This window comes from Arthrobacter sp. IK3, from assembly GCF_051337705.1.
Lineage (GTDB): Bacteria > Actinomycetota > Actinomycetes > Actinomycetales > Micrococcaceae > Arthrobacter_B > Arthrobacter_B koreensis.
Genome location: NZ_JBPPSW010000011.1, coordinates 17,647 through 36,847, shown reverse-complemented (window position 1 = coordinate 36,847; position 19,201 = coordinate 17,647). Strand labels below are relative to the sequence as shown.

13 protein-coding genes are annotated in these 19,201 nt (G+C 63.5%); 11 read left to right on the top strand and 2 right to left on the bottom strand.

The genetic code is table 11. From position 1 onward, the window contains the following. The first annotated feature begins 146 nt into the window (after window positions 1–146). The 6 genes from ACSLGO_RS14580 (at window position 147) to ACSLGO_RS14555 (ending at window position 10,918) form a co-directional block, all read left to right on the top strand. Window positions 147–2,933 (top strand): LuxR C-terminal-related transcriptional regulator, encoded by a 2,787-nt coding sequence (locus tag ACSLGO_RS14580; protein WP_436401373.1) that lies wholly within the window; start codon window positions 147–149, stop codon window positions 2,931–2,933. Further along, window positions 2,933–5,653 (top strand): LuxR C-terminal-related transcriptional regulator, encoded by a 2,721-nt coding sequence (locus tag ACSLGO_RS14575; RefSeq protein ID WP_436401372.1) that lies wholly within the window; start codon window positions 2,933–2,935, stop codon window positions 5,651–5,653. The genes ACSLGO_RS14580 and ACSLGO_RS14575 overlap by 1 nt, the downstream gene beginning before the upstream one ends. Window positions 5,654–6,594: 941 nt before the next feature. Beyond that, window positions 6,595–7,965, top strand: coding sequence for a sugar transferase (locus tag ACSLGO_RS14570; RefSeq protein ID WP_386886460.1), 1,371 nt, complete (start codon window positions 6,595–6,597; stop codon window positions 7,963–7,965). Window positions 7,966–8,012: 47 nt separating this feature from the next. Further along, entirely contained in the window at window positions 8,013–9,005 is a 993-nt protein-coding gene (locus tag ACSLGO_RS14565; protein WP_386886458.1) for an NAD-dependent epimerase/dehydratase family protein, read from the top strand. Next, window positions 8,986–10,284 (top strand): glycosyltransferase, encoded by a 1,299-nt coding sequence (locus ACSLGO_RS14560; RefSeq protein WP_386886456.1) that lies wholly within the window; start codon window positions 8,986–8,988, stop codon window positions 10,282–10,284. The genes ACSLGO_RS14565 and ACSLGO_RS14560 overlap by 20 nt, the downstream gene beginning before the upstream one ends. Continuing rightward, window positions 10,271–10,918, top strand: a complete 648-nt coding sequence (locus ACSLGO_RS14555) for an acetyltransferase (protein ID WP_387005233.1) — start codon at window positions 10,271–10,273, stop codon at window positions 10,916–10,918. Before ACSLGO_RS14560 ends, ACSLGO_RS14555 begins: the two co-directional genes overlap by 14 nt. Before the next feature lie 11 nt (window positions 10,919–10,929). Here the strand turns inward: ACSLGO_RS14555 and ACSLGO_RS14550 are convergent, their stop codons facing one another. Continuing rightward, window positions 10,930–11,661 carry an SGNH/GDSL hydrolase family protein gene (locus ACSLGO_RS14550; protein WP_386886452.1) on the bottom strand — a complete coding sequence of 244 codons (732 nt, stop codon included), beginning with the start codon at window positions 11,659–11,661 and terminating at the stop codon, window positions 10,930–10,932. Window positions 11,662–11,804: 143 nt separating this feature from the next. Here ACSLGO_RS14550 and ACSLGO_RS14545 point away from each other — a divergent pair, with 143 nt between their 5' ends. From ACSLGO_RS14545 to ACSLGO_RS14525, 5 genes are read left to right on the top strand one after another with little or no spacing between them, the layout of a single operon-like run. Then, window positions 11,805–12,692, top strand: a complete 888-nt coding sequence (locus ACSLGO_RS14545) for a glycosyltransferase family 2 protein (protein WP_386886450.1) — start codon at window positions 11,805–11,807, stop codon at window positions 12,690–12,692. A gap of 10 nt (window positions 12,693–12,702) precedes the next feature. Further along, complete coding sequence (locus tag ACSLGO_RS14540) at window positions 12,703–13,896, top strand: glycosyltransferase (RefSeq protein WP_386886448.1); 1,194 nt, start codon at window positions 12,703–12,705, stop codon at window positions 13,894–13,896. Next, window positions 13,893–15,341 carry an O-antigen polymerase gene (locus ACSLGO_RS14535; RefSeq protein WP_436401371.1) on the top strand — a complete coding sequence of 483 codons (1,449 nt, stop codon included), beginning with the start codon at window positions 13,893–13,895 and terminating at the stop codon, window positions 15,339–15,341. The genes ACSLGO_RS14540 and ACSLGO_RS14535 overlap by 4 nt, the downstream gene beginning before the upstream one ends. Next, a complete protein-coding gene (locus tag ACSLGO_RS14530) occupies window positions 15,338–16,207 on the top strand; it encodes a CDP-alcohol phosphatidyltransferase family protein (RefSeq protein ID WP_387005224.1) in 870 nt (289 codons plus the stop codon). Before ACSLGO_RS14535 ends, ACSLGO_RS14530 begins: the two co-directional genes overlap by 4 nt. Beyond that, window positions 16,208–17,431 (top strand): hypothetical protein, encoded by a 1,224-nt coding sequence (locus tag ACSLGO_RS14525; protein WP_386886442.1) that lies wholly within the window; start codon window positions 16,208–16,210, stop codon window positions 17,429–17,431. A 243-nt stretch (window positions 17,432–17,674) separates the two neighbouring features. Here the strand turns inward: ACSLGO_RS14525 and ACSLGO_RS14520 are convergent, their stop codons facing one another. Next, the gene (locus ACSLGO_RS14520; protein WP_386886914.1) at window positions 17,675–19,150 is read right to left on the bottom strand and encodes a polysaccharide biosynthesis tyrosine autokinase; all 1,476 of its coding nucleotides are present in this window, start codon (window positions 19,148–19,150) and stop codon (window positions 17,675–17,677) included. Between the last annotated feature and the right edge of the window lie 51 nt (window positions 19,151–19,201).

The following is a 19,201-nucleotide window of genomic DNA, read 5'->3' as shown; positions in this document are numbered from 1 at the left end:
AGCGATCCCAAATCACACTGGTGTAACCCGAGTAGGTGCTGATGATTACTGGTGGTTGCTACTCAGGCTGGTTCCCCACCTCCTACCTAGTGTGTTGAACGCCTGCTGCCGCGGGCACAGACGGTCTGCTAGGAAGAGGTCTCGCAGTGGAGAAGCATCATTCGTCAGACGCCTACTCACTTGTGGCGCGTACCGCCGGTGGCGTGCCCGCTCCCATCCGGCAAGGACACGATTCGCCCTTCCTGGGCCGGACCGCCCTTGTCCAGGCCATGGCCGGGTGCCTGACCCCGGATTCGACTGCTTCCGGGTCCCTGATCATTGGGGAAGCCGGCAGCGGTAAGAGCGCCCTCATGCGGCATGTACTGGCGCTGTACGGGCAGGATGTCTACACGGTCAACGTCCGCGGTTCAGCATTTGCCGGCAGGACTGCTTTCGGTGCCCTGACTTTCCTGCTCTCCGAGCTCGATCCGGAATCCGCTTCGCACCCGGTGCTGATACTGCGGGGTCTGTCCGAGCTGATCCGTGAACGGGCGCAGGGACGGCAGGTCATCCTGGCAGTTGACAATGCGGAAGAGCTCGACGAGTTCTCTGCCATGGTGCTTAGCCAGATGGTGGCGAACCGGTCAGCCCACATGTTCGCAGCCTTCCGGGATTTCAGCGCCGCGCCGGCCGAGTTCATGGGGCTTTGGCGCGAGGGCCTCCTTGCCCGTCTGGATCTTGAGCCGCTGCTTCCCCCTGAATGTTCCCATCTCCTGGAATCGGAACTTCGCGGACCGGTAAGCCGGGCCGCTGCGGAAGAACTGACCGGGATCAGCGGCGGCAATCCCAGCCTGCTGCTCGCCGCTGCCGAGGACTACCGCGAGAGCGGCCGGATCCGTTCTTGGGATGGTGTCTGGGTGTTGGACCGGGCTCGGGAATGCGCTTTCCCTCGGCTCGCTTCCACGATGGGCACGAAGCTGGCGGGGCTTCTTGACGTCCAGCGCGAGCTGCTGGACGTGTTCGCTCTCGCCGGTGCACTGCCCCTCAGCCAGGTCCTGGAGCGGGTGGACAGCCGACAAGTGGATGCCCTGCAGGAGGCGGGGCTGTTGCAGCTGGAGCACAGGACAGTTCCGGCGCTTTCGCTGGTTGATCCCGGCCTCGGGATGGTTCTGCGGGGGCGGATTGATCCCGGCCGGCGACGGGAACTGTTAGAGAAGCTTCCGCCGGATCCGGTGGTTTCATGTCCGGTACACGCAGCACGGTGGCTGCTCTCCTCGGGTGCCAAAGTACCGGCGGAGCTCGCGCTCGCAGCCGCCCGGGCTGCGAACGCGGAAGGTGATCCGTTGTCAGCCGCGGCGTTCATCGCAGCAGATCCAAACCATCTGTCTTCGCCGGCGGCTGTGCTTGAGCTGGCCCGAGCGGTACTGGCAGGCGGAGATGCGGCCGGCACATCCGACGTCGTCACCCGGCACCGTGCCTTCGGTGCGTCAGGTGTCCGTTCTCCCGAGACCGTGCGCCTGCTCATTGTCGAAGCCGAAGCCGGCTGCCGCGCGATGGCGGAGCAGCAGTTCGAGGCCGGCTCATCGTCCAAAGCGCACAGTACCCGCCTTGAGGAAGCCGAACAGGTCCTTGCCGTGCTCGCCGCCGACGGACTCGCTCGCGGCGAGTCTGCCCAGCTGGAGCGGGAACTCATCCTGGCGCGGGCCCGGTGCCTGACACAGCACGGCGAGTACGGGCAGGCGGCCGATTTCCTCTCCGGGGTCTATGCCCGAGGGGATGAAAACGGCAGGGGATTCAGGGCCCTGGTGGGTTCGTGGCTCTGCGTTGCCTGGGGCATGACGGACCGTCAGTCCGATGCTCTTGAACTCGCCGCGGCGCTCTGGCCCTTGTTGTCAGATGCCCAAGAGCCGGATCTGGATGCCCGGGAAGCGTCCCGGGCGCAGGCCAGAATACTCCACGTCCTGATGATTTCCGGCGCCCTCGACTCTGCTGCCGAGTTCCTTGCCCGAGCAACGGGAAAGGAAGGCGCCAGTAGCTTCGGCGGAACACTCCACGAAATCTGCGAAGGTGTCCTGCATGCCTTCGCAGGCCGCGGAGCCGCTGCTACCGCGCGATTGCTCCCGGCCGCCCGCCAGCTTGCAATCTCTGATCCCGGAGGCCTCCTCCACACGGTCAGCGCCGTCGCCGCATATGCTGCTGCGCTACAGGGCCAGAATCAAAGGGCAGAAGAGCATCTTCGCACTGCCGGTTCAGTTCCTGCCACGCCTTCGTGGGCGCTGCAGCGCACCGCAGCACACTTCGCCGTCCTTGCCGGGAACGTGCTGGGCTCAGTCGATTCGGCCGAAGCGCTGAGCGAAATGGCAGCCAAGGATGAGGAACGCGGCGCCGGGGCGTACGCCGTGCTGAGCCTGCTCGGCGCCGTCCGGCTGGGGGACCTGTCCCAGGCGCAGCAGCTGCTCGACACAGCATCCGGTCTGCAGGGACGCTTCGCCCGGCTGTGCGAGGACTACGCGAAGGGTGCAGCAAGCTGCGACCCGCAGCTGCTGCTGCTGGCAGCCGACGCCGCTGCGGCCCTAGGACACGAACTGCTGTCCCGTGAGACCGGGGAACGTGCCCTGCAAATCGCCGCCGGAGCAGGGGACCGCGCAACGGTGCGGTTCATCCATCGCACACGGCGGCTCCAGTCCGGAGAATCGGAGAACGACGCCGAAATCGAGGACTGCCTGCGCGGCCTCACTGGGCGGGAGCGGGTGATCGCCAGACAGGCAGCGGCCGGAACCAGCAACAAGATGATCGCAACCGAACTCTCGATTTCGGTGCGCACCGTTGAAGGGCACCTTTACCAGATCTACTCGAAGCTCCACGTGGGCAGCCGAAGGGAATTGGCAAAACTGCTAACCGCCGGCCATGCGGACAGCAGCATCCGGCCGAACGCAGTACAGGGGGTTCGGTGATGAACCACCAAGCGTCAGCTGCACCGGAGATACTGCGCAGTGCCGAAGCTGAACAGGTTTCGAACCATCTCCTGGATCCAATGTTCAGGGGGGCGGTTGTCATGGCTCCGGAAGGGATGGGCAAGAGCGCACTCGCCGAGGAAGTACTGCGCCGGCTCGAAGGAATCGTAACGCCGTACCGGATCCACAGCAGCCCGGTGCTGGCCCGTATTCCCTATGGAGCACTGACACCGTTCATGGAACGGGCACTGGCTGGAGACATGGACTCCCCGCTGATGGTCCTCCGGAACATCCGCCGGTTCTTCCGTGTTCGCGCAGAGGCCGGGGACGCCCCGGCACTGCTCGTGGTGGAGGACGCCCACCATCTGGACGAAGCGTCGAGCCACGTACTGGTCCAGCTGGCGATGTCAGGGGAACTGCGCCTGCTGGTCCTCTCCCGTGCCCGCAGCACGAACCTCCAGGAGCTCCTTTCCCTGGCACGGGACGGCCTGCTGTCACGGCTGGACCTCCAACCGCTGACCCAGCAAGCGATCCACCGCCTGTGCGTTCGGGAACTGGGCGGCACGGTGTTACGGGCCTCCAGTGGGGTGCTGGCACGGGTATCGGGTGGAAACCCGCTGTACGCGAAGGCACTTCTGGAAGGCGCACGCAGGCGCGGCGAACTGCTTGAGAGCAACGGCTCCTGGTACCTCCGCGCCCTCTCCCCAGGGCTGGAGCCTACGGTCCAAGACCTTGCCAAGCGGCTCCTCATGAGCCGGACAGATGCGGAGCGCGCGGTACTGGAGGCAGTCGCGCTGGCCACGGCCATTCCCCGTCCCATCCTGACGGCCTTTGGGGATCCGGCGTCCGTGCAGGCACTGATCGACGAGGGATACCTCGCTCCGGTTCCGGAAGCTGCCGACCAGCTTCAGCTCGCCCAGCCACTCCATACCCATGCCATCCGCTCCCTGGTGCCGCCGGTGCGCAGTATGGAAATCCGCCGGCAGCTCATGCATTCCGGTGGGCCCGCGGGCGGGCCTTACCGGGATACTCTCCACGCCGCGTGGGCACTGGACTGCGGGGAAGCGCCCAAAGATACGGGCCTCCTGCAAGCGGCTAGGACGGCAAACGCCGACGGCGACAGCGAACTGGCCCTCCGTCTCGCCCAGGCGGTCCAGCCCGGTCCTCTGGGAGGAAGGTCGCGCATCGAGGCGGCAGTTGCCCAGCTGATGCTTGGAAACATAGCTGACGCCAGGGCGGGGCTGGAAGACGCACTTGCGGCAGCCGCGGACGCAGAGACCCTGGACCTTGCAGTACTCGCTTCGGCGCAGCTTGCCGCCTGTTCGGAATCTGCGGGCAAGCGGCTCCGCAACCTGGCTCGGAAATGGGCTGAGCGGGAGGCCCTGCTTCAGGACCACGGAAGCCCGCGTACCGATTGGGTTGCGGCGGGACAGAGCGTTCTGGCTCTTTGGGCGCGGATAGCCGACGGAGACCTGCTGGTTCCGGGAGAAAGCCAAGCCACTACCCGGGACCTGCTGGATGCGGACACCGCGAACCCGGGACGGACAGCTGGGCAGCATGAGCTTCGGGCACTGGGCTATTCCCTGGTATGCGAGGCGTACACCGCTGCCGGTGCCATTCAGGACGCCCTGCAGGCTGCCGGCAAGGCACAGAGGGAACTCGAGCTTGACCCCAATTCACAAAGCGGAGTACGGGCAGCCGTGTGGGTCCGTCGTGCCTTCGCGTTGCTGCACGGCGGAAACTTCGCGGAACTTGAAGAACTGCTCGCCGGACAGCTGAGGGCGGAACCCGCCAGCCTGCTGGCTTACGGCGGCAGTATCGGCGTGCTCGAAGGTGCCCTGGAGATTCACCAGGGCCGGTTCCGTAAAGGCCTTCGCCGGTTGAAGCCGGCTATCGGCGCCCTTCGATCCAGGGACCCGGAGAGGCTGCTGCCGTATGCGATGTCCGTTGCAGGGTATGCCGCAGTTGTTGTGGATGACGATTCCCCGGCGGCCAGGTTCGCGGCTGAGCTGAGGGGGTTAGGTTACTCGGGACCGAAGGGGCTTCAACTGGCAGCCCGTGCGTTCGCGGCGGCAGCGCTGGCTCCCCAGAGCAGTGAGGAACCACCACCGGCGCAGGTACGGTCGCTGGCTGAGGAGGCTCGTGCTTTGGGACAGTTCGCAGCTGAGAAGGACATCCTGGAATTGGCGCTCGCCGTCGGTGACCTGAAGCAGTCAAAACGACTCATGGACCTTACCGGCTTTTTCGAAGGCGGTGAAGCTGCGGCCCTTCACGCATATGCTGCCGCTGTCGCGGCAGACAATCCCGAACGGATGGTCGCTGCAGCGGACGAGGCAGTGCGCCGCAGGAAGTACCTGGTTGCTGTCGAGTGCATGGGCCATGCCATTCGCTACTACGGTGCCCACAACAACCTGCGCCGCCAGCGGGCTCTGATCCAGCAGCTGAGGCGGCGACGGGAAGAACTCGCAGGGGTCACTGTCGCATACCTCAGCCCGAGCGTGCACCAGGTCAGGCTGACCAGACGCGAGCACGAAATCGTTGAGCTTCTGCTGGAAGGTGCAGGGTCCAAGGATATTGCCACGAAGTTCACGTTGTCGCAGCGCACTGTGGAAGGCCATATCTACCGTATCTACGTGAAACTGGGTATCAGCAAGAGGACCGAGCTGGAAGCCGTATACCGGGCGCTTGAGGCAGAGCCGGAGGCCCAGAGGGTGCCGTAACTGCCGATCATTCACGTTCCGCGCCGCACGGTCCAAGTAGAAGCAGTAGCCCGTAGGGTACCTAACCGCCCGGACCGAGTGACGCGCTGGCGTTTTGAGGTGCGAACTACTGGTGTGGCGTCAATAGTCCTGTAGTTGAATCGCCTTGTCAGCGCGTCAAAACGGCTCAGCCAGGCACGTTTGCCTCGTGCTGAGCTTAGGTGCTCCGCTGACCGTCAGGACCGCACCTCCTGTGTGCGCGGGCCTCCCGAAGCGGAGCCGGCGGCGTCGAAGTCTGCTGAGACCCAGGCTTCCCCCCAGCCGTCGCCGGCTCCTCCGCTTTGCTGCCACATCTGCTCAGAAATAGCCGGGCCTTGGGTGTCATCTGGCATCGCGCCACTGCGCTATGACCAGCGGCAGCCGCCGTGTTTTCGTACGGGGTTGGTGAGGCACCCTTTTCAAGCGCGTAGCCGTGCAAGTAGGCGCAGGTCCAGGGGCGAGATTGGTTTCATGAGGCGAGTATCCGGTACTCGTGCCGCGGGGCGCGGGTGATCCTACGTTAGTGGCCGTTGGAAGGCGTAGCGACGAAGGATGACGGACTCTATATGAGCGCACATACACATCGGCTGCCGGGCAAGGTCCTGGAGGGGGAAGCAAGACGTGTAGCCGAACAGGTTTCGGCCCCTCCTGGAATTCGGCGTCGGACACAGGCACCAAGGCACGGTGGCAGTGAGGAATTATCGCAGGCTCCGGACAGCACGCTGCACACCAAGTACGCGCTTACGCCTCAGGATGCCTTAGCCACACCGGAACCTGCCGGGGCAGTATCCGCAGTGCTGCCGGTACAGCCTTTCGTCTTCCCTTCATTCATCACGCGTTCCCCCAGCGCGTCACGTGTCCCGAAGGGTACTGCAGTTTTCTGGAACCGCCGTTACGAACGGATCCTGATCCTCACGGACGCCATGGTTGTAAGCCTGGCGCTGCTGGCTGGGACATTGGCCAGGTTTGGTACGCAGGCAGCGGAACTGCGCGTAGGAAACCTCGCCACGACCTATTGGGTTTTCTCAGGGCTGCTTTGGGCAGGCTGGATGGTGGCCCTCCACGCGTACCGAAGCCGGGACCCCCGAATCGCCGGAATGGGAACAGATGAGTACAAACGGGTTGCTAACGCCGCGTTCGCGGTGACTGCTGGGATCGTCTTAGCGTCTTTCGTCCTGCAGTTCGACATAGCCCGGGGGTACTTTGCGTTTGTGCTGCCCGCGGGAGCCGCCGGCCTCATCTGCTCTCGTTGGACGGTGCGTCAGTGGCTTAATCGTCAGCGCCAGCGTGGCAGGTTCCTCTCCCGTGTCGTAGTTCTTGGGCGCCCGAAGGACGTACGCTACGTAACTCATCAGATCGCCGCGAAGGCAGGCGCCGCATACAAGGTGGTGGGAGTGGCGACCACCGGCAAACCGCGCTCCAGCCTGGACGTGGACGGCGTCAGGCTGCCGGTGGTCGCGGACGCCGAGCACGTAGTTGACGCAGTCACCAACCTCGGTGCCGACGCCGTCATTGTTGCCGGACCTACCAAGGGCGGCAGCCGGTACGTCCAGGAATTGGGCTGGAAACTCGAGGAATCGGCGGTGCAGCTGATTTTGACGACAGGCCTGACTAACGTCGCCGGACCGCGCATCCATTCCCGGCCGGTAGAAGGCCTCCCTCTGATGCACGTTGAGCTGCCGCAGTATGCGGGTGGAAAGCACCTTCTCAAACGCGCAATGGACGTGGTCCTCTCCGGATTCGCGCTTTTGGTTCTCATCCCGGTGTTCCTCGTACTCGCGCTACTGGTGCGGCGGGACAGCCCCGGCCCTGTCCTGTTCCGCCAGGAACGTGTGGGGCGCGGAGGGGAAGTCTTTGAAATGCTCAAGTTCCGCTCCATGGTTCAGACCGCCGAAGACGACCTTGCGGGACTGCTGGACCGCAACGAAGGCTCCGGCCTGCTCTTCAAGATGCAGCACGACCCGCGAGTAACTGATGTTGGCCGCTGGATGCGCAAATACTCCCTGGACGAACTGCCCCAGCTTTGGAACGTCTTTCTGGGACATATGTCCCTGGTCGGTCCCCGCCCGCCGCTGCCGCGCGAGGTTGCCCAGTACGGCGATCGCGTCCACCGCCGCCTCTACATCAAGCCGGGCCTCACCGGCATGTGGCAGATCAACGGCCGGTCGGAGCTGAACTGGAAGGACGGCGTCCGGCTGGACCTCTACTACGTGGAGAACTGGTCCGTTGCGGGCGACCTCATCATTCTCTGGCGCACGGCAAAGATGCTGCTGCGTCCAGTCGGTGCTTACTAACCCAAACACACCGGCACTTGCTGGTCTCACATTAAGGAACAGAAATTATGAAAAGTCTCGTTACGGGAGCCGGCGGTTTTATCGGTGGACATCTGGTGGCCAAACTCCTCAACGAAGGGCATGAAGTTCGTGCCGTCGACTGCAAACCCATTGCAGAGTGGTACCAGGTCCATGGCAACGCCGAAAATATTCAGGGCGACTGCTCACTGCTGGAAACCGCGCAGGAGGTAACCCGTGGTGTCCAGCACGTCTACAACCTGGCGGCGGATATGGGCGGCATGGGGTTCATTGAGAATAACAAGGCCGCCTGCATGCTTACTGTCCTCACCAGCACCCACATGCTGGTCGCGGCCCGGGACCAGGGAGTTGAGCGCTTCTTTTACTCCAGTTCGGCGTGCGTGTACGCCGCGGAGCACCAGACCAGCTCTGAAGTCACCGCGTTGAGGGAAGAAGATGCTTACCCGGCCCAGCCTGAGGACGGTTACGGTTGGGAGAAACTCTTCACCGAGCGTATGTGCCGGCACTTCCAGGAGGACTTCGGGCTGCAGACCAGGGTGGCCCGGTTCCACAATGTCTATGGGCCGGAAGGCACCTGGGATGGCGGACGGGAGAAGGCCCCTGCGGCACTGTGCCGGAAGTTCGCGACGGCTTCCCTTAGCGGTGAGCCGGACCTGGAGATCTGGGGCGACGGCGAGCAGACCCGCAGCTTCATGTACATCGACGACTGCGTCCGCGGCATCCTGGAAATCATGAATGGGGACTCGGCGGAGCCGGTGAACCTCGGCTCGGCTGAACTTGTCTCGATCAACCAGATGGCAGACCTGCTGGAGCAGATCTCCGGCACCGTGGTAAACCGTCAGTACAAGCTGGACGCTCCACAGGGAGTTCGCGGACGGAACAGCGACAACACCCTCTTCCGGTCAATCTACGGTTGGGAACCCTCCATCTCGCTCAGGGACGGCCTTGAGCGCACCTACGAGTGGATCCTTGGCCAGGTCAAGACGCAAAGGGGGGCGGTTGATGCGACTCCAGGTACATGATTTTTCCGGGCACCCGTTCCAGGCTCAGCTTTCCCGGGAACTGGCTGCGCGCGGCCATAGCGTGGACCACGTGTACTCCGCGCAGTACAGCAGCGGGAAGGGAGTCCTGAAGCGCACCCCCGGCGATCCGGTGTCACTGGAGTTTTCCCCGCTGGACTCGGGTAGGCCCTTCCAGAAGTACAGTGCATTGGGCCGGCTACGGTTTGAACACGCCTACGCACGCACCTGGCTGGAGCACAACCGACGCACTGCCCCCGATTGCATCGTGGCGTGCAACGTCCCGTTGTTTGCCCTGGACCAGTTCCGCCGGGCAGCAGCGCGCAGCAACCAACCCTGGTTACTGTGGCACCAGGACCTGTTCAGCAACGCGATCTCCGAGGAACTGACCCGCAGGCTGCCGGGCCCCGCAGCCAGTTTTGGGGGCGCTATAGTGCGCCGCATAGAAGCAGGCATCGTCCGCAGTGCCTCGCAGGTGGTGGCAATCGGAGATGAATTCCGCCTCGCCTACCGCAGGTGGGGGCTGGACACCGCCCACGTGTCGGTGATTCCTAACTGGGCACCCCTGGACGAGATTGTGCCGCGGCCGCGCAGCAACGCCTGGGCTGCGGCGAATTTGCCGGCCGACCCCGGCCTCAGGTTGCTTTACGCCGGAACGCTGGGCCGCAAGCACAATCCACTCCTGCTCGCGGACCTGCTCCGGTCGGCCCTGGCAGCAGGCCTTCCGGCACGGCTGATTGTGGCGTCGGAAGGCGAAGGCATCGAGATGCTGAAGGCTGATCTGAAGAAGGACCCGGAACTCCCCGTGACGCTTCTGCCGTTCCAACCTGCGGCGGATCTTCCGGACATGCTCGGATCCGCGGACGTCCTGGTGACCATCCTGGAGCCGGAAGCGTCACGATTCTCCATACCCAGCAAGGTACTTTCATCTCTCGCGGCCGGCCGCCCGTTGCTGGGACTCATGCCGGAGGACAACCCGGCTGCCGCTGACATCCTCGCTGCGGATGGATACGTGGGACCACCCACTGAGTACGGGGTTGCAGGGGCGATCGTCTGGCTGAGGTCCCTGAACCGTGATCCGGCGGCAGCGAAAAATCTTGGAGCCAGGGGCAGGGAACTGGCCGAAAATCGGTTCGGGATTGTTCCCATCGCTGACCGCTTTGAGGCTGTGCTTCGCCGGGCGCTGCCCGGTGCTCAGCCTCTTCCGCACGAGTCTCATCCCCATCCGGCCCATGCCGGCCCGTCCCTGTTCCGGAGGAGGCAGCCGGATGCTGCGGCCTAAGCCGGCAACGGCAGTGGAGAACGGCGGCTCTGCCAGGCAGGGCCGCCTTCGCCCTGTCATCGATCTGTCCAGGGCACCAGGCTCAGGAGAGTCCTGGGGCCGGCCCAAGCCGGTCGTCTATCTGTGGTCGGCCTGTGAACTGCTCTTTGTCACCAACCCGTGGCAGATCAGCTCGCGGCTGCGTGTAGCCGTGCTCCGGGCTTTCGGGGCGGACATCGCCGACGGCGTGATCTTCCGTCCCCGCACCAGGGTCAAGTCGCCGTGGAAACTACACATTGGTCCGCGGTCATGGATCGGAGAGGGCGTGTGGTTCCACAACCAGGACCACGTGTGGATTGGAGCGGATGTGGTGATTTCCCAAGAGAGCTTTCTGACCACCGGAAGTCATCGCGTCCGCACAGATATGGGACTTATAACCAGTCCCATCCGGATTGACGACGGCGCCTGGGTGACTTCCCGCTGCATTGTGCTGGGCGGTGCCCGCATCGGCCGGTCAGCAGTCATCCAGCCGATGACCGTGGTCAAGGGAATCGTGGGGGAGAACCGCGTCTACGGTGCCGCCGCGGTGCCGGAAGAATTGGGAGACCGGTTCCCGGATGAGGCTGCCGGCCCCGGACTGGCAGGCAGACCGTGAACTCCTCCGCGTTACTTGCCCAGCGACGCCACCGTCTCAGCCAGCAGCGGATAGATTTTGTCCGCCAGGTATATGTGGCCGGCGTCCGTAGGGTGCACCCCATCCAGACCGATCAGGCTGCCGTCCGTGTCGGCGAACCAGCCTTCGGCGACGGCGTCGACGTAGCGGACCTGGGTATCCGCCGCGGCCCGAGCCATGGCCTGGTTGTTAGCAGCGATGAAATCCGGCACGAACTCGTCCACCCACACCGGACCCACGACAATGATTTCAGCCTTCGGGGCGAGGATTTTCAGATCCGAGTAAAGCGTCCGGGCTGCGTCGTACATCGCGGCATCGGACTGGCGTCCGTCGTTGCGGCTGCCGAAGACCAGTACGACGTCGGCATCGGGGCTCAGGCGCTGGGTGGCAGCTTCGCGGAACACCAGTCCGGTGACACCGCGGGCGATGTAGCCGGAGTTCGGCTGGGCCACCGGGTTGATTTCAACGCGGGTCTCGCTGGCGTTGAACCGGGTGCCTACCAGGCTCGTCCAGTTTGCAGCGCCCTTGCCGCCCTCCGCGGAACCTCCTACGTAGGAGTCACCCAGGATCTCAATGCGAGGCACGGACGTTGCTTGCGAGGGGGCAACGGCAGTTGCATCCGGGGCGGCGTTTTCCTCGGGAGCCACTCCAGTTGCGGCACCGGACTGGGACAGGGCGTAAAGGGTAAGCAAGAGTGCGGCCAGTACCAGCACGGCAAAAGCCATAATTTGCGGCCTGCGGCGATTGGGAGTTCGGGAAGAACGCGGAGAGGCGTGTCTGCTAGGCATTTTTCAACCCTAAACCAGGCGTCCCGCCCGGAATAGATTTAATAGCCAAGAGAAAATACCTGCTTCAAGGGGGGAAGTACGTGAAGAAAATACCTATATCGGTTTTGGTCCAGACGAAGAACGAGGAAAAGGGAATTACGCAGTGCTTGGCTGCACTTGCTGATTTTGACGAGGTCATAGTTGTTGACTCCAATAGCACCGACCGTACTGCGGAACTGGCGGAGAAAGCGGGCGCCCGAGTGGTCAACTTCACCTGGAACGGTTCTTTCCCGCAGAAAAAGCAGTGGCAGCTGGAGCACGTGGAAACCCGTCACGACTGGATCCTGATGCTGGACGCTGACGAGTACCCAACGCCCGAGCTGGTCCTTGAACTGGCTGAAATCGCCGAGGATCCAGCTGAGGAACGGGTGGCCTTCGACCTACCCATTGCCTACTGGTTCGCGGGCACTCGCCTGGAGCACGGTCACCGCGTGGTCAAGCGGTCATTCCTGCTCCGCGGCAGGAACGCATTCCGGAACATCGACTTGCTGCACCTGCCCGGAATGGGGGAAGTGGAAGCACACTACCAGCCGCGCCCCAGCGGCCCTGTGGGTCGCACCGCGGCCCTGCTGGTGCACAACGACGCCGATCCGGTGCGGACCTGGTTCGACCGGCATAACCGGTATTCAGACTGGGAAGCGTACCTGCGGAACAACCCCAAAACGCGCGGCTATGTGAGGGAATCCAAGAGCCGACAGGGGAGGCAGTTCGACGTCATCCCGTTCAAACCGTTGGTTTTCTTCCTGTACAGCTACGTGCTACGGCGCGGGTTTCTGGACGGACGTGCCGGTTTCGACTACGCCATGGCTCTGTCCACGTACTACTGGCAGATTGGCCTAAAGAGCCGGGAACTCCTCCGATTGAGGCAGGAGCAGCCAGCCGATCCCACCAAGCTAGCGGATTCTGCCGCATCAGTGGATCCGGCATAGGAACCCGGCCGTGGCTAGTTACCGGGATTTCCAAGACCGCCCCCTGCGGGTGTTGCAGCTCGGAGGGCTGGCCGGACCGGGCGCAGCGGCGGGCGGAGTGTGGGCTGTGGCCCGGATGCAGAGTGGTGCTCTGGCCGCCGCCGGCGCCGCCGTCGAACTGGCCGGTGGCTGGTTGGGACCGCCGCCTGCTCCAGCAACCGTGCCGGGAGGAGCGCATGTGCGCTACTTCCGCGTCCGGCGTCCGTTTCCCGGGGCGCGGCTCCGAGGGCTGGTAAGCCTGGCCTTGCCGCGTTTTGCTGCCGCGCGGGCAAAAAATGCCGACGTGGTACACGTCCACCTCAGCCGAGACTTCATCACCACGACGGCAACCTTGTTGCTGAGCCGCCGAGGAACGCCCGTAGTGGCACAGCCCCACGGAATGCTGGTGCCGTCGCGGGCGCTGCCGGTCCGTGTATTCGACTGGTTCATCACCCGGCAGCTGGTCCGGATACCGGACCGCTGGCTCACCTTGACCGCACAGGAGGAGGAGGGACTGCAAAACCTGGGTGTGATGCGAAGCCGTATGCGCCGCGTTGTCAATGCGGTGCCGGAGCCCGCAGCTCAGTGGCAGGACCAGGAGCAAAAGGTGTTCCTGTTCGCCGCCAGGCTGGCCGAGCGCAAACAGCCCGTGGTGTTTGTGCTTGCAGCGATCGAAGCGCTGGATGCCGGACTGGACGCCCGCTTTGTCCTGGCCGGACCTGACCAGGGCGAAGCCGGAAAGGTCCGGGAGCTGATTGCTGCCTCCGGATACACGGACCGCTTCGAGATCTGCGGAGAACTTAGCCCGGAGCAGGTCCAGACCAGGATGGTCCACTGCACGGCGTTTGTCCTGTCCTCTCGGAATGAGCCCTATCCAATGGCCGTGATTGAGGCGGCGTCGCTGGGGGTGCCGCTGATCGTCAGTACCGAATGCGGACTGGCCGCGGAGCTGGACCGGGCCGGGGCCGCGGTCCTGAGTGAACCGTCCGCCGGCGCGCTGGCCGAAGCCATGCGTAAACTCGCGGCGGACGCCTCGGCCCGGCGCATCCTCGGAGCGAACGCTCGGAAGGTGCACCGCAGCGTCTGGTCAGCGGACCGGCTTGCTGAGGATTTGCTGGGGCAGTACGGGGAACTTGCCGGCTCAGTTCAGTGCGCGGGCAGCCCGTCCAGGAGGGCGGCACCGTGAGGAATGCCCTTGAACCGCCCAAACTGCGGGCGGATCTCCTTGAACCCGAGCACAGGCGCGGCCTCCGCTCGGCCGCCGCGCTGGTTGCGTTCCTGATTTTTGCCGTTGTGCTGCCGTTGCTCGCCCGCGGTGCAGCAGCGGTGGTGTACACGGATACCGATTTCCTGATCCGCTACGCCGTTGTCCTGTACGCAGCGGTAAAGATCTCAGCGCTGCTCTGGCATCCCGATATCCGGCCAGTGGCCGGTGTGTTCTGGATTTTCGTGTACACCGGAATGGGGCTGGCACCGCTGGCTCAGTTGACTACCGGTCGATCCACCGCACTGGCAATCCAGGTTGATGAAGGCTTGCTTACACTAGCCAGCTTCCTGACTCTGCTGGGCTGCCTTTGCTTCGACGCCGCATACCACCTACGGCTGCGACACCGGCGGCAGGTGTCGCCGGGGTTCAGGAAACTGCGCAGCCTGCAGACGCTGCGGTTCTTCTCGGTTGCTTCCATTGGTGCGGCGTTGGTCTACATCGCACAGGTGGGCGGATTGGGGGTGTTCTTTCTCAGCAGGGAAGAGACGAGTGAAGCCCTGGACGCGATCAACCCGGATAGTGGTCAGGCACTGCGAGCCATTGTTTCCGCGGCGGGCTCGGTAACCTGCCTCACCGCTCTGATCTTCTACCTCCACGTGAGACGGAATCGCGAACGCCCGCTCGCGGCCGTCGATGTTTTCCTCATCGCCGTGCTGGTCGTCATGAACGTAATAGTCAACAATCCCATCTCCAACTCCCGGTACTGGACGCTGGCTGTACTCTTCGGGCTGCTGCTCCCGCTCATCCGGGGGCGCAAGGGCATTTTCAACGTGATATTGGGAGGTGGGGCACTGGGTTCGATCCTGGTGTTTCCACTGTCCGATGTGACCCGCCGCGCAGCCGGCACGGGCAACGCCGTGCAGTTCGATTCAGTCTGGACCACTATTGCCACTAAGGATTACGACCAATTCACGATGCTGGCCAATACCCTTGGTTACACTCAAGACCACGGACTGTCCTGGGGCCAGCAGGCGATGGGTCCCCTGTTCTTCTGGGTGCCCCGCGTGATCTGGCCGGATAAGCCGTATGACACCGGGGTGGAGGTGGGCATGTGGATGAACAGCGTCAACCTGAACCTGTCTGCGCCGCTCTGGGCGGAAGCCTGGATCAACTTTGGGCTCATCGGCCTGATTGTGGTGTTCGCCGGGCTCGGGTTCCTGGCCCACAGGCTGGATGCCGGCTTCAGAACTGATGTCCTCAGCCGCGGTTCGGTGGGATACCTGGGGATCTCGATCTTTGCCGGTTACCTGTTCATCCTGCTGCGTGGATCCCTGCTCCAATCCATGGGGCGGCTGATGATTCTCACCCTGTCCATCCTGATCCTCACTGCTGTGGCCGACCGTAAAGAAAGAGCAAAAGCATGAGCCGGACCATGCCCCAGGCCGCCGCTAAGGCGGGATTCCGTGAATCGTTCGAACAGTTGAAACAGGCGCAGAAGTCGCGCAAAGGCGTGCCGCTGTACCTGCTGTGGGTGAATCGTCCGGCCGGGCGCGTGATTGCCGCTGCTTTGCGGAACACGCGCATCCGGCCCAACCATGTCACCTTTGCAGGAGCCGTCCTGACGTATGGTTCGCTGCTGTGGCTGGCGTTCGGTGCGGGAGCGGACCCTTCGTCTGCGCTGGTCGGGGTGCTTCTCGCCCTGGGATATGCGCTGGACTCAGCGGACGGCCAGCTGGCCCGGCTACAGGGAAGCAGTTCCGCTTATGGGGAGTGGCTGGACCACATTTTGGACAATGGGCGGATCGCAGTCATGCACGTTGCCGTCTTCTGTTTCCTGTTTCGGAACACTGACTACGATCCGGTGCTGCTGGCCTCGCTTACGGGTGCATTCCTGTTTGCAAGCTCCACCATCTTTTTCGGCGGCGCGCTGCTGGACCAGCTGCGCCGGAACGCTGCAGCGCGTGCAGCTGAGCAGGTCCAAGCGGGTCGGCAGAAGCGGAACGGTACTCCCGGGCCGGTTATCGGGCGCTCGGGGCGATCCCGAGCCGTGCCTGGACCAACTAACGGCGCTGCTGCTGGCACCGCTAACGCGGCAGCCGAAAGCCGACGGTTGATGCGCCGGTCGATCGTTACCCTTCCTGTGGACTACGGCGTGACCTGCCTGGCGTTCCTCCTGCTGCCCCTCCCGGGTGTATTCGTCAGTGTTTATGCCGGTCTAGCTGCGGCACATGTGCTGATGTGCGCGGCTTTCCTCCCGAAATGGCGGTCTGAGCTGTTAGGGCTGGCCTGAATGGGCGGACTACGGCGCGTAGTTACCTTCGCAGACCAGGGTGTCTCAAGCGTCTCCAATTTTGTAGCAGTTGCCATTGCGGCCAACGTCGCTTCTGCCCACGAATTCGGTCAGTTTTCCCTCGCCTATGCCGGGCTGCTGCTCTTTCTGGGTGCCCAGCGTGCCCTTATTGGGGAGACGCTGCTGGTTCGGTACTCGCGCACAGGCCAGCTGACGCGGGACGTCGCTGCAGCAAGCCTGGGCGCAACTGCCCTCGTGGCCGTGCCTGCCGTTCTGCTGCTCCTCGTCGGAGCAGCCACGGCGGGAGCGGACGCCGCGCTGTGGCTGGTGATGGCCGGCGTCGCCCCCGTAGTCCTGCTCCAGGACAACATCCGCTATCTGTTCATCTGCGAGGGGGCGCCGGGCAAGGCACTTGCCATTGACGGAGCATGGGCCGTCATCTCCATTGCCACGATGCTGCTTGCCGTTCGGGCGGGGGCAGGGGTGGAAGCTGTGCTGCTGTGGTGGGGAGCCGGTGCGGCAGCCGCCCTCATGATCGGGCTGTTTTTGGCCGGATGCGTTCCCGCCGCTCCGGCCGGAGTCCGCTGGCTCTGGCTGAATCGCAGTTTTGCCTTCCGGTATGCGGGAGAGTTCGCTGCACTCAACGCGTCATCCTTTGCTGTTCTTTACCTGCTCGTCTTTCCGCTCGGTGCAGCGGGAGTGGGCGCGCTGCGTGCAGCGCAACTGCTTTTCTCTCCTCTGAACACCGTGTTCGGGGCGTTAAAGACGGCTGTTATTCCGGAGCTTGTACGTACCCGGGGGACTTCCGTATTCCGGGCAAGGCTACGCGAAGCTCTGACTGTGGTGCTGGTGCTTGGTCTCGGCTGGTCCGCAGCGGTTCTGTTGCTGCCGGCCGCTGCCGGAGAGTTCGTGCTGGGGGAGACGTGGCTGAACGCCGCGGATCTGCGCCTGCCCTACGCAGTGCAATATCTGGCCATGGTCCCGTACACTATTCTGCTTGCCTACTTCCGAGCCTCGGAAGCAAACCAGCTTTCCACCCTTATGCGCGGTGTGTTGGCCGGGCTTACCTTGATCTTGCCCCTTGCGCTGGCGCTCACCGGTTCCACGGAGGCGTCCGCCTGGGGTTTCGCAGCTGCTGCCGCGATTGCCGGTGCGTGTGGCGCCATCGCAGTGAAACTGAACCATCGTTCCCGCGCTGCTGCCGACGAAACCCTTGATGCGTAGGCTGAACCATCGATAGTCCGCATGCGCGGCGAACCGTGCAACAGTTCCCACCGATAGGTGACAGGGGGGACTGCGTAGCCCAGCCGACAACGCCGGAAACGTGGAGTAAACGCGACGAGTATCGGTACTCGTATTGGCGGAGAACCGTGCAAAGACTTGTGTGCTTCGAACACAACGCCCCGGGAAAACCCGAGGCGTTGTGCTTGAAGCCGGTGGACCCAGAACCGGGGCCACCAGGAAAACCTATGAAGCAGTCCCTCCGCGTGCGGCATGCTCTTTCCGAGGTGATCCGTTGCGCTCACTCTCCCGCAGGATCGCTGCTTCGGCCTCGGCTACCGGGGAGGACGGAGCGCCGTTGTTTTCGATCGCGTGAAGGGGTGCAGCACCGTACTCGGAACGGTATGCCGCGTTGGCATCCGGGCCGCTCCGGGGAATACGGTTCAGCACCACCCCCACTACGTTGGCCTTTGCCAGGCTGAGCTGTTCCACGGATTTGGATAAGTTGTGCTGGCTGACGTGGGTCGCGCCGACCACCAGCAGGACGCTGTCCGTGTGCCGGGTGAGGATCGCTGCGTCCGCGACAGGAAGCACCGGTGGGGCGTCAAAGACAATCACGTCGTATTCAGTTTCGAGTTTCTGCACCAATACTTCCATTGCCTGGGATCCCAGCAGCTCGCTGGGGTTGGGGGGTAGCGGACCGGAAGTCAGCACGGACAGGCCGGCTGATCCCCAGTGCTGAGTAGCTTCCTCCAGAGTGGACCGGCCGATCAGGACGGTAGTCAGGCCAACGCTGCCTTCCAGCCCAGTGCCTTCAGCGACGGAGGGAAGGCGCAGGTCCGCGTCCACGAGCATGACCCTCTGTCCGCTGTGCGCAATGCTCAGCGCCAAGTTCAGCGCCACTGTACTTTTTCCTTCCCCGGCTTGGGAGGACGTAACCACTAGGGAACGCATCTGCTTGCCCAAAGCAGCGAACTCGAGGTTGGTCCGCAACCGGCGGAAGGAATCCGTACCGGAACCAGTCAGCACGGCCGGACCCGTGGCGTGCCGTGGAACGTGGGACTCCGTGATGCCGCCAAGCAGCGGCAGGTTCGTGGATCGGCGGAGATCTGCCTCGCTGCGTACGTGCCGGTCCAGCACATGTCGAAGCACTGCCACGATCAGGCCGGCAGCCAGTCCGTACAGGATCCCGAGCAGCAGGTTCAGCACCGTATTGGGGCTGGACGCGCTGCTCGGCGGCTGGGCGGCGTCCACCGAGGTGAGCCGGACGGGAGAAGGAAGGCCGTTGGTGGGACGCTCAAGGTCCGCGACCGATGCGATCAGGCTGGCCACTACCCCATTCGCAATGTCCGCTGCCATCTCCGGGGATGAATCGGTGGCCGTGATGTCGATCAGGACCGTGTTTCGGGACGTGGAGGCCTTCACGGTCTTGGCCAGTTCAGAGGCAGACAAGTTTAGGTCCAAGTTCTCGATCACCGGATCGAGGACCTGCGGTTTGCGGGCCAGCCCCACGTAGGATTGGACCCTTGCCAGGGCGAATACGCTTCCCTGCTGAAGTTCGGCAGACGTTTCAACATTCTGCGTGGACACAAAAAGGCTGCTCGTGGCGGTATACGTTTTTGGCATGAGCACAGATGCTGCCGCTGCCATAATGACGCCGATGAGTGCAAATGAGACGATAAGCATCCAATTTCGGCGAAGAATTAGTATTTGTTCGCGCATATCCATTGGTTACCCCTTCCCTAGGATAGGCAATAATGAAAGTAAGTGGAG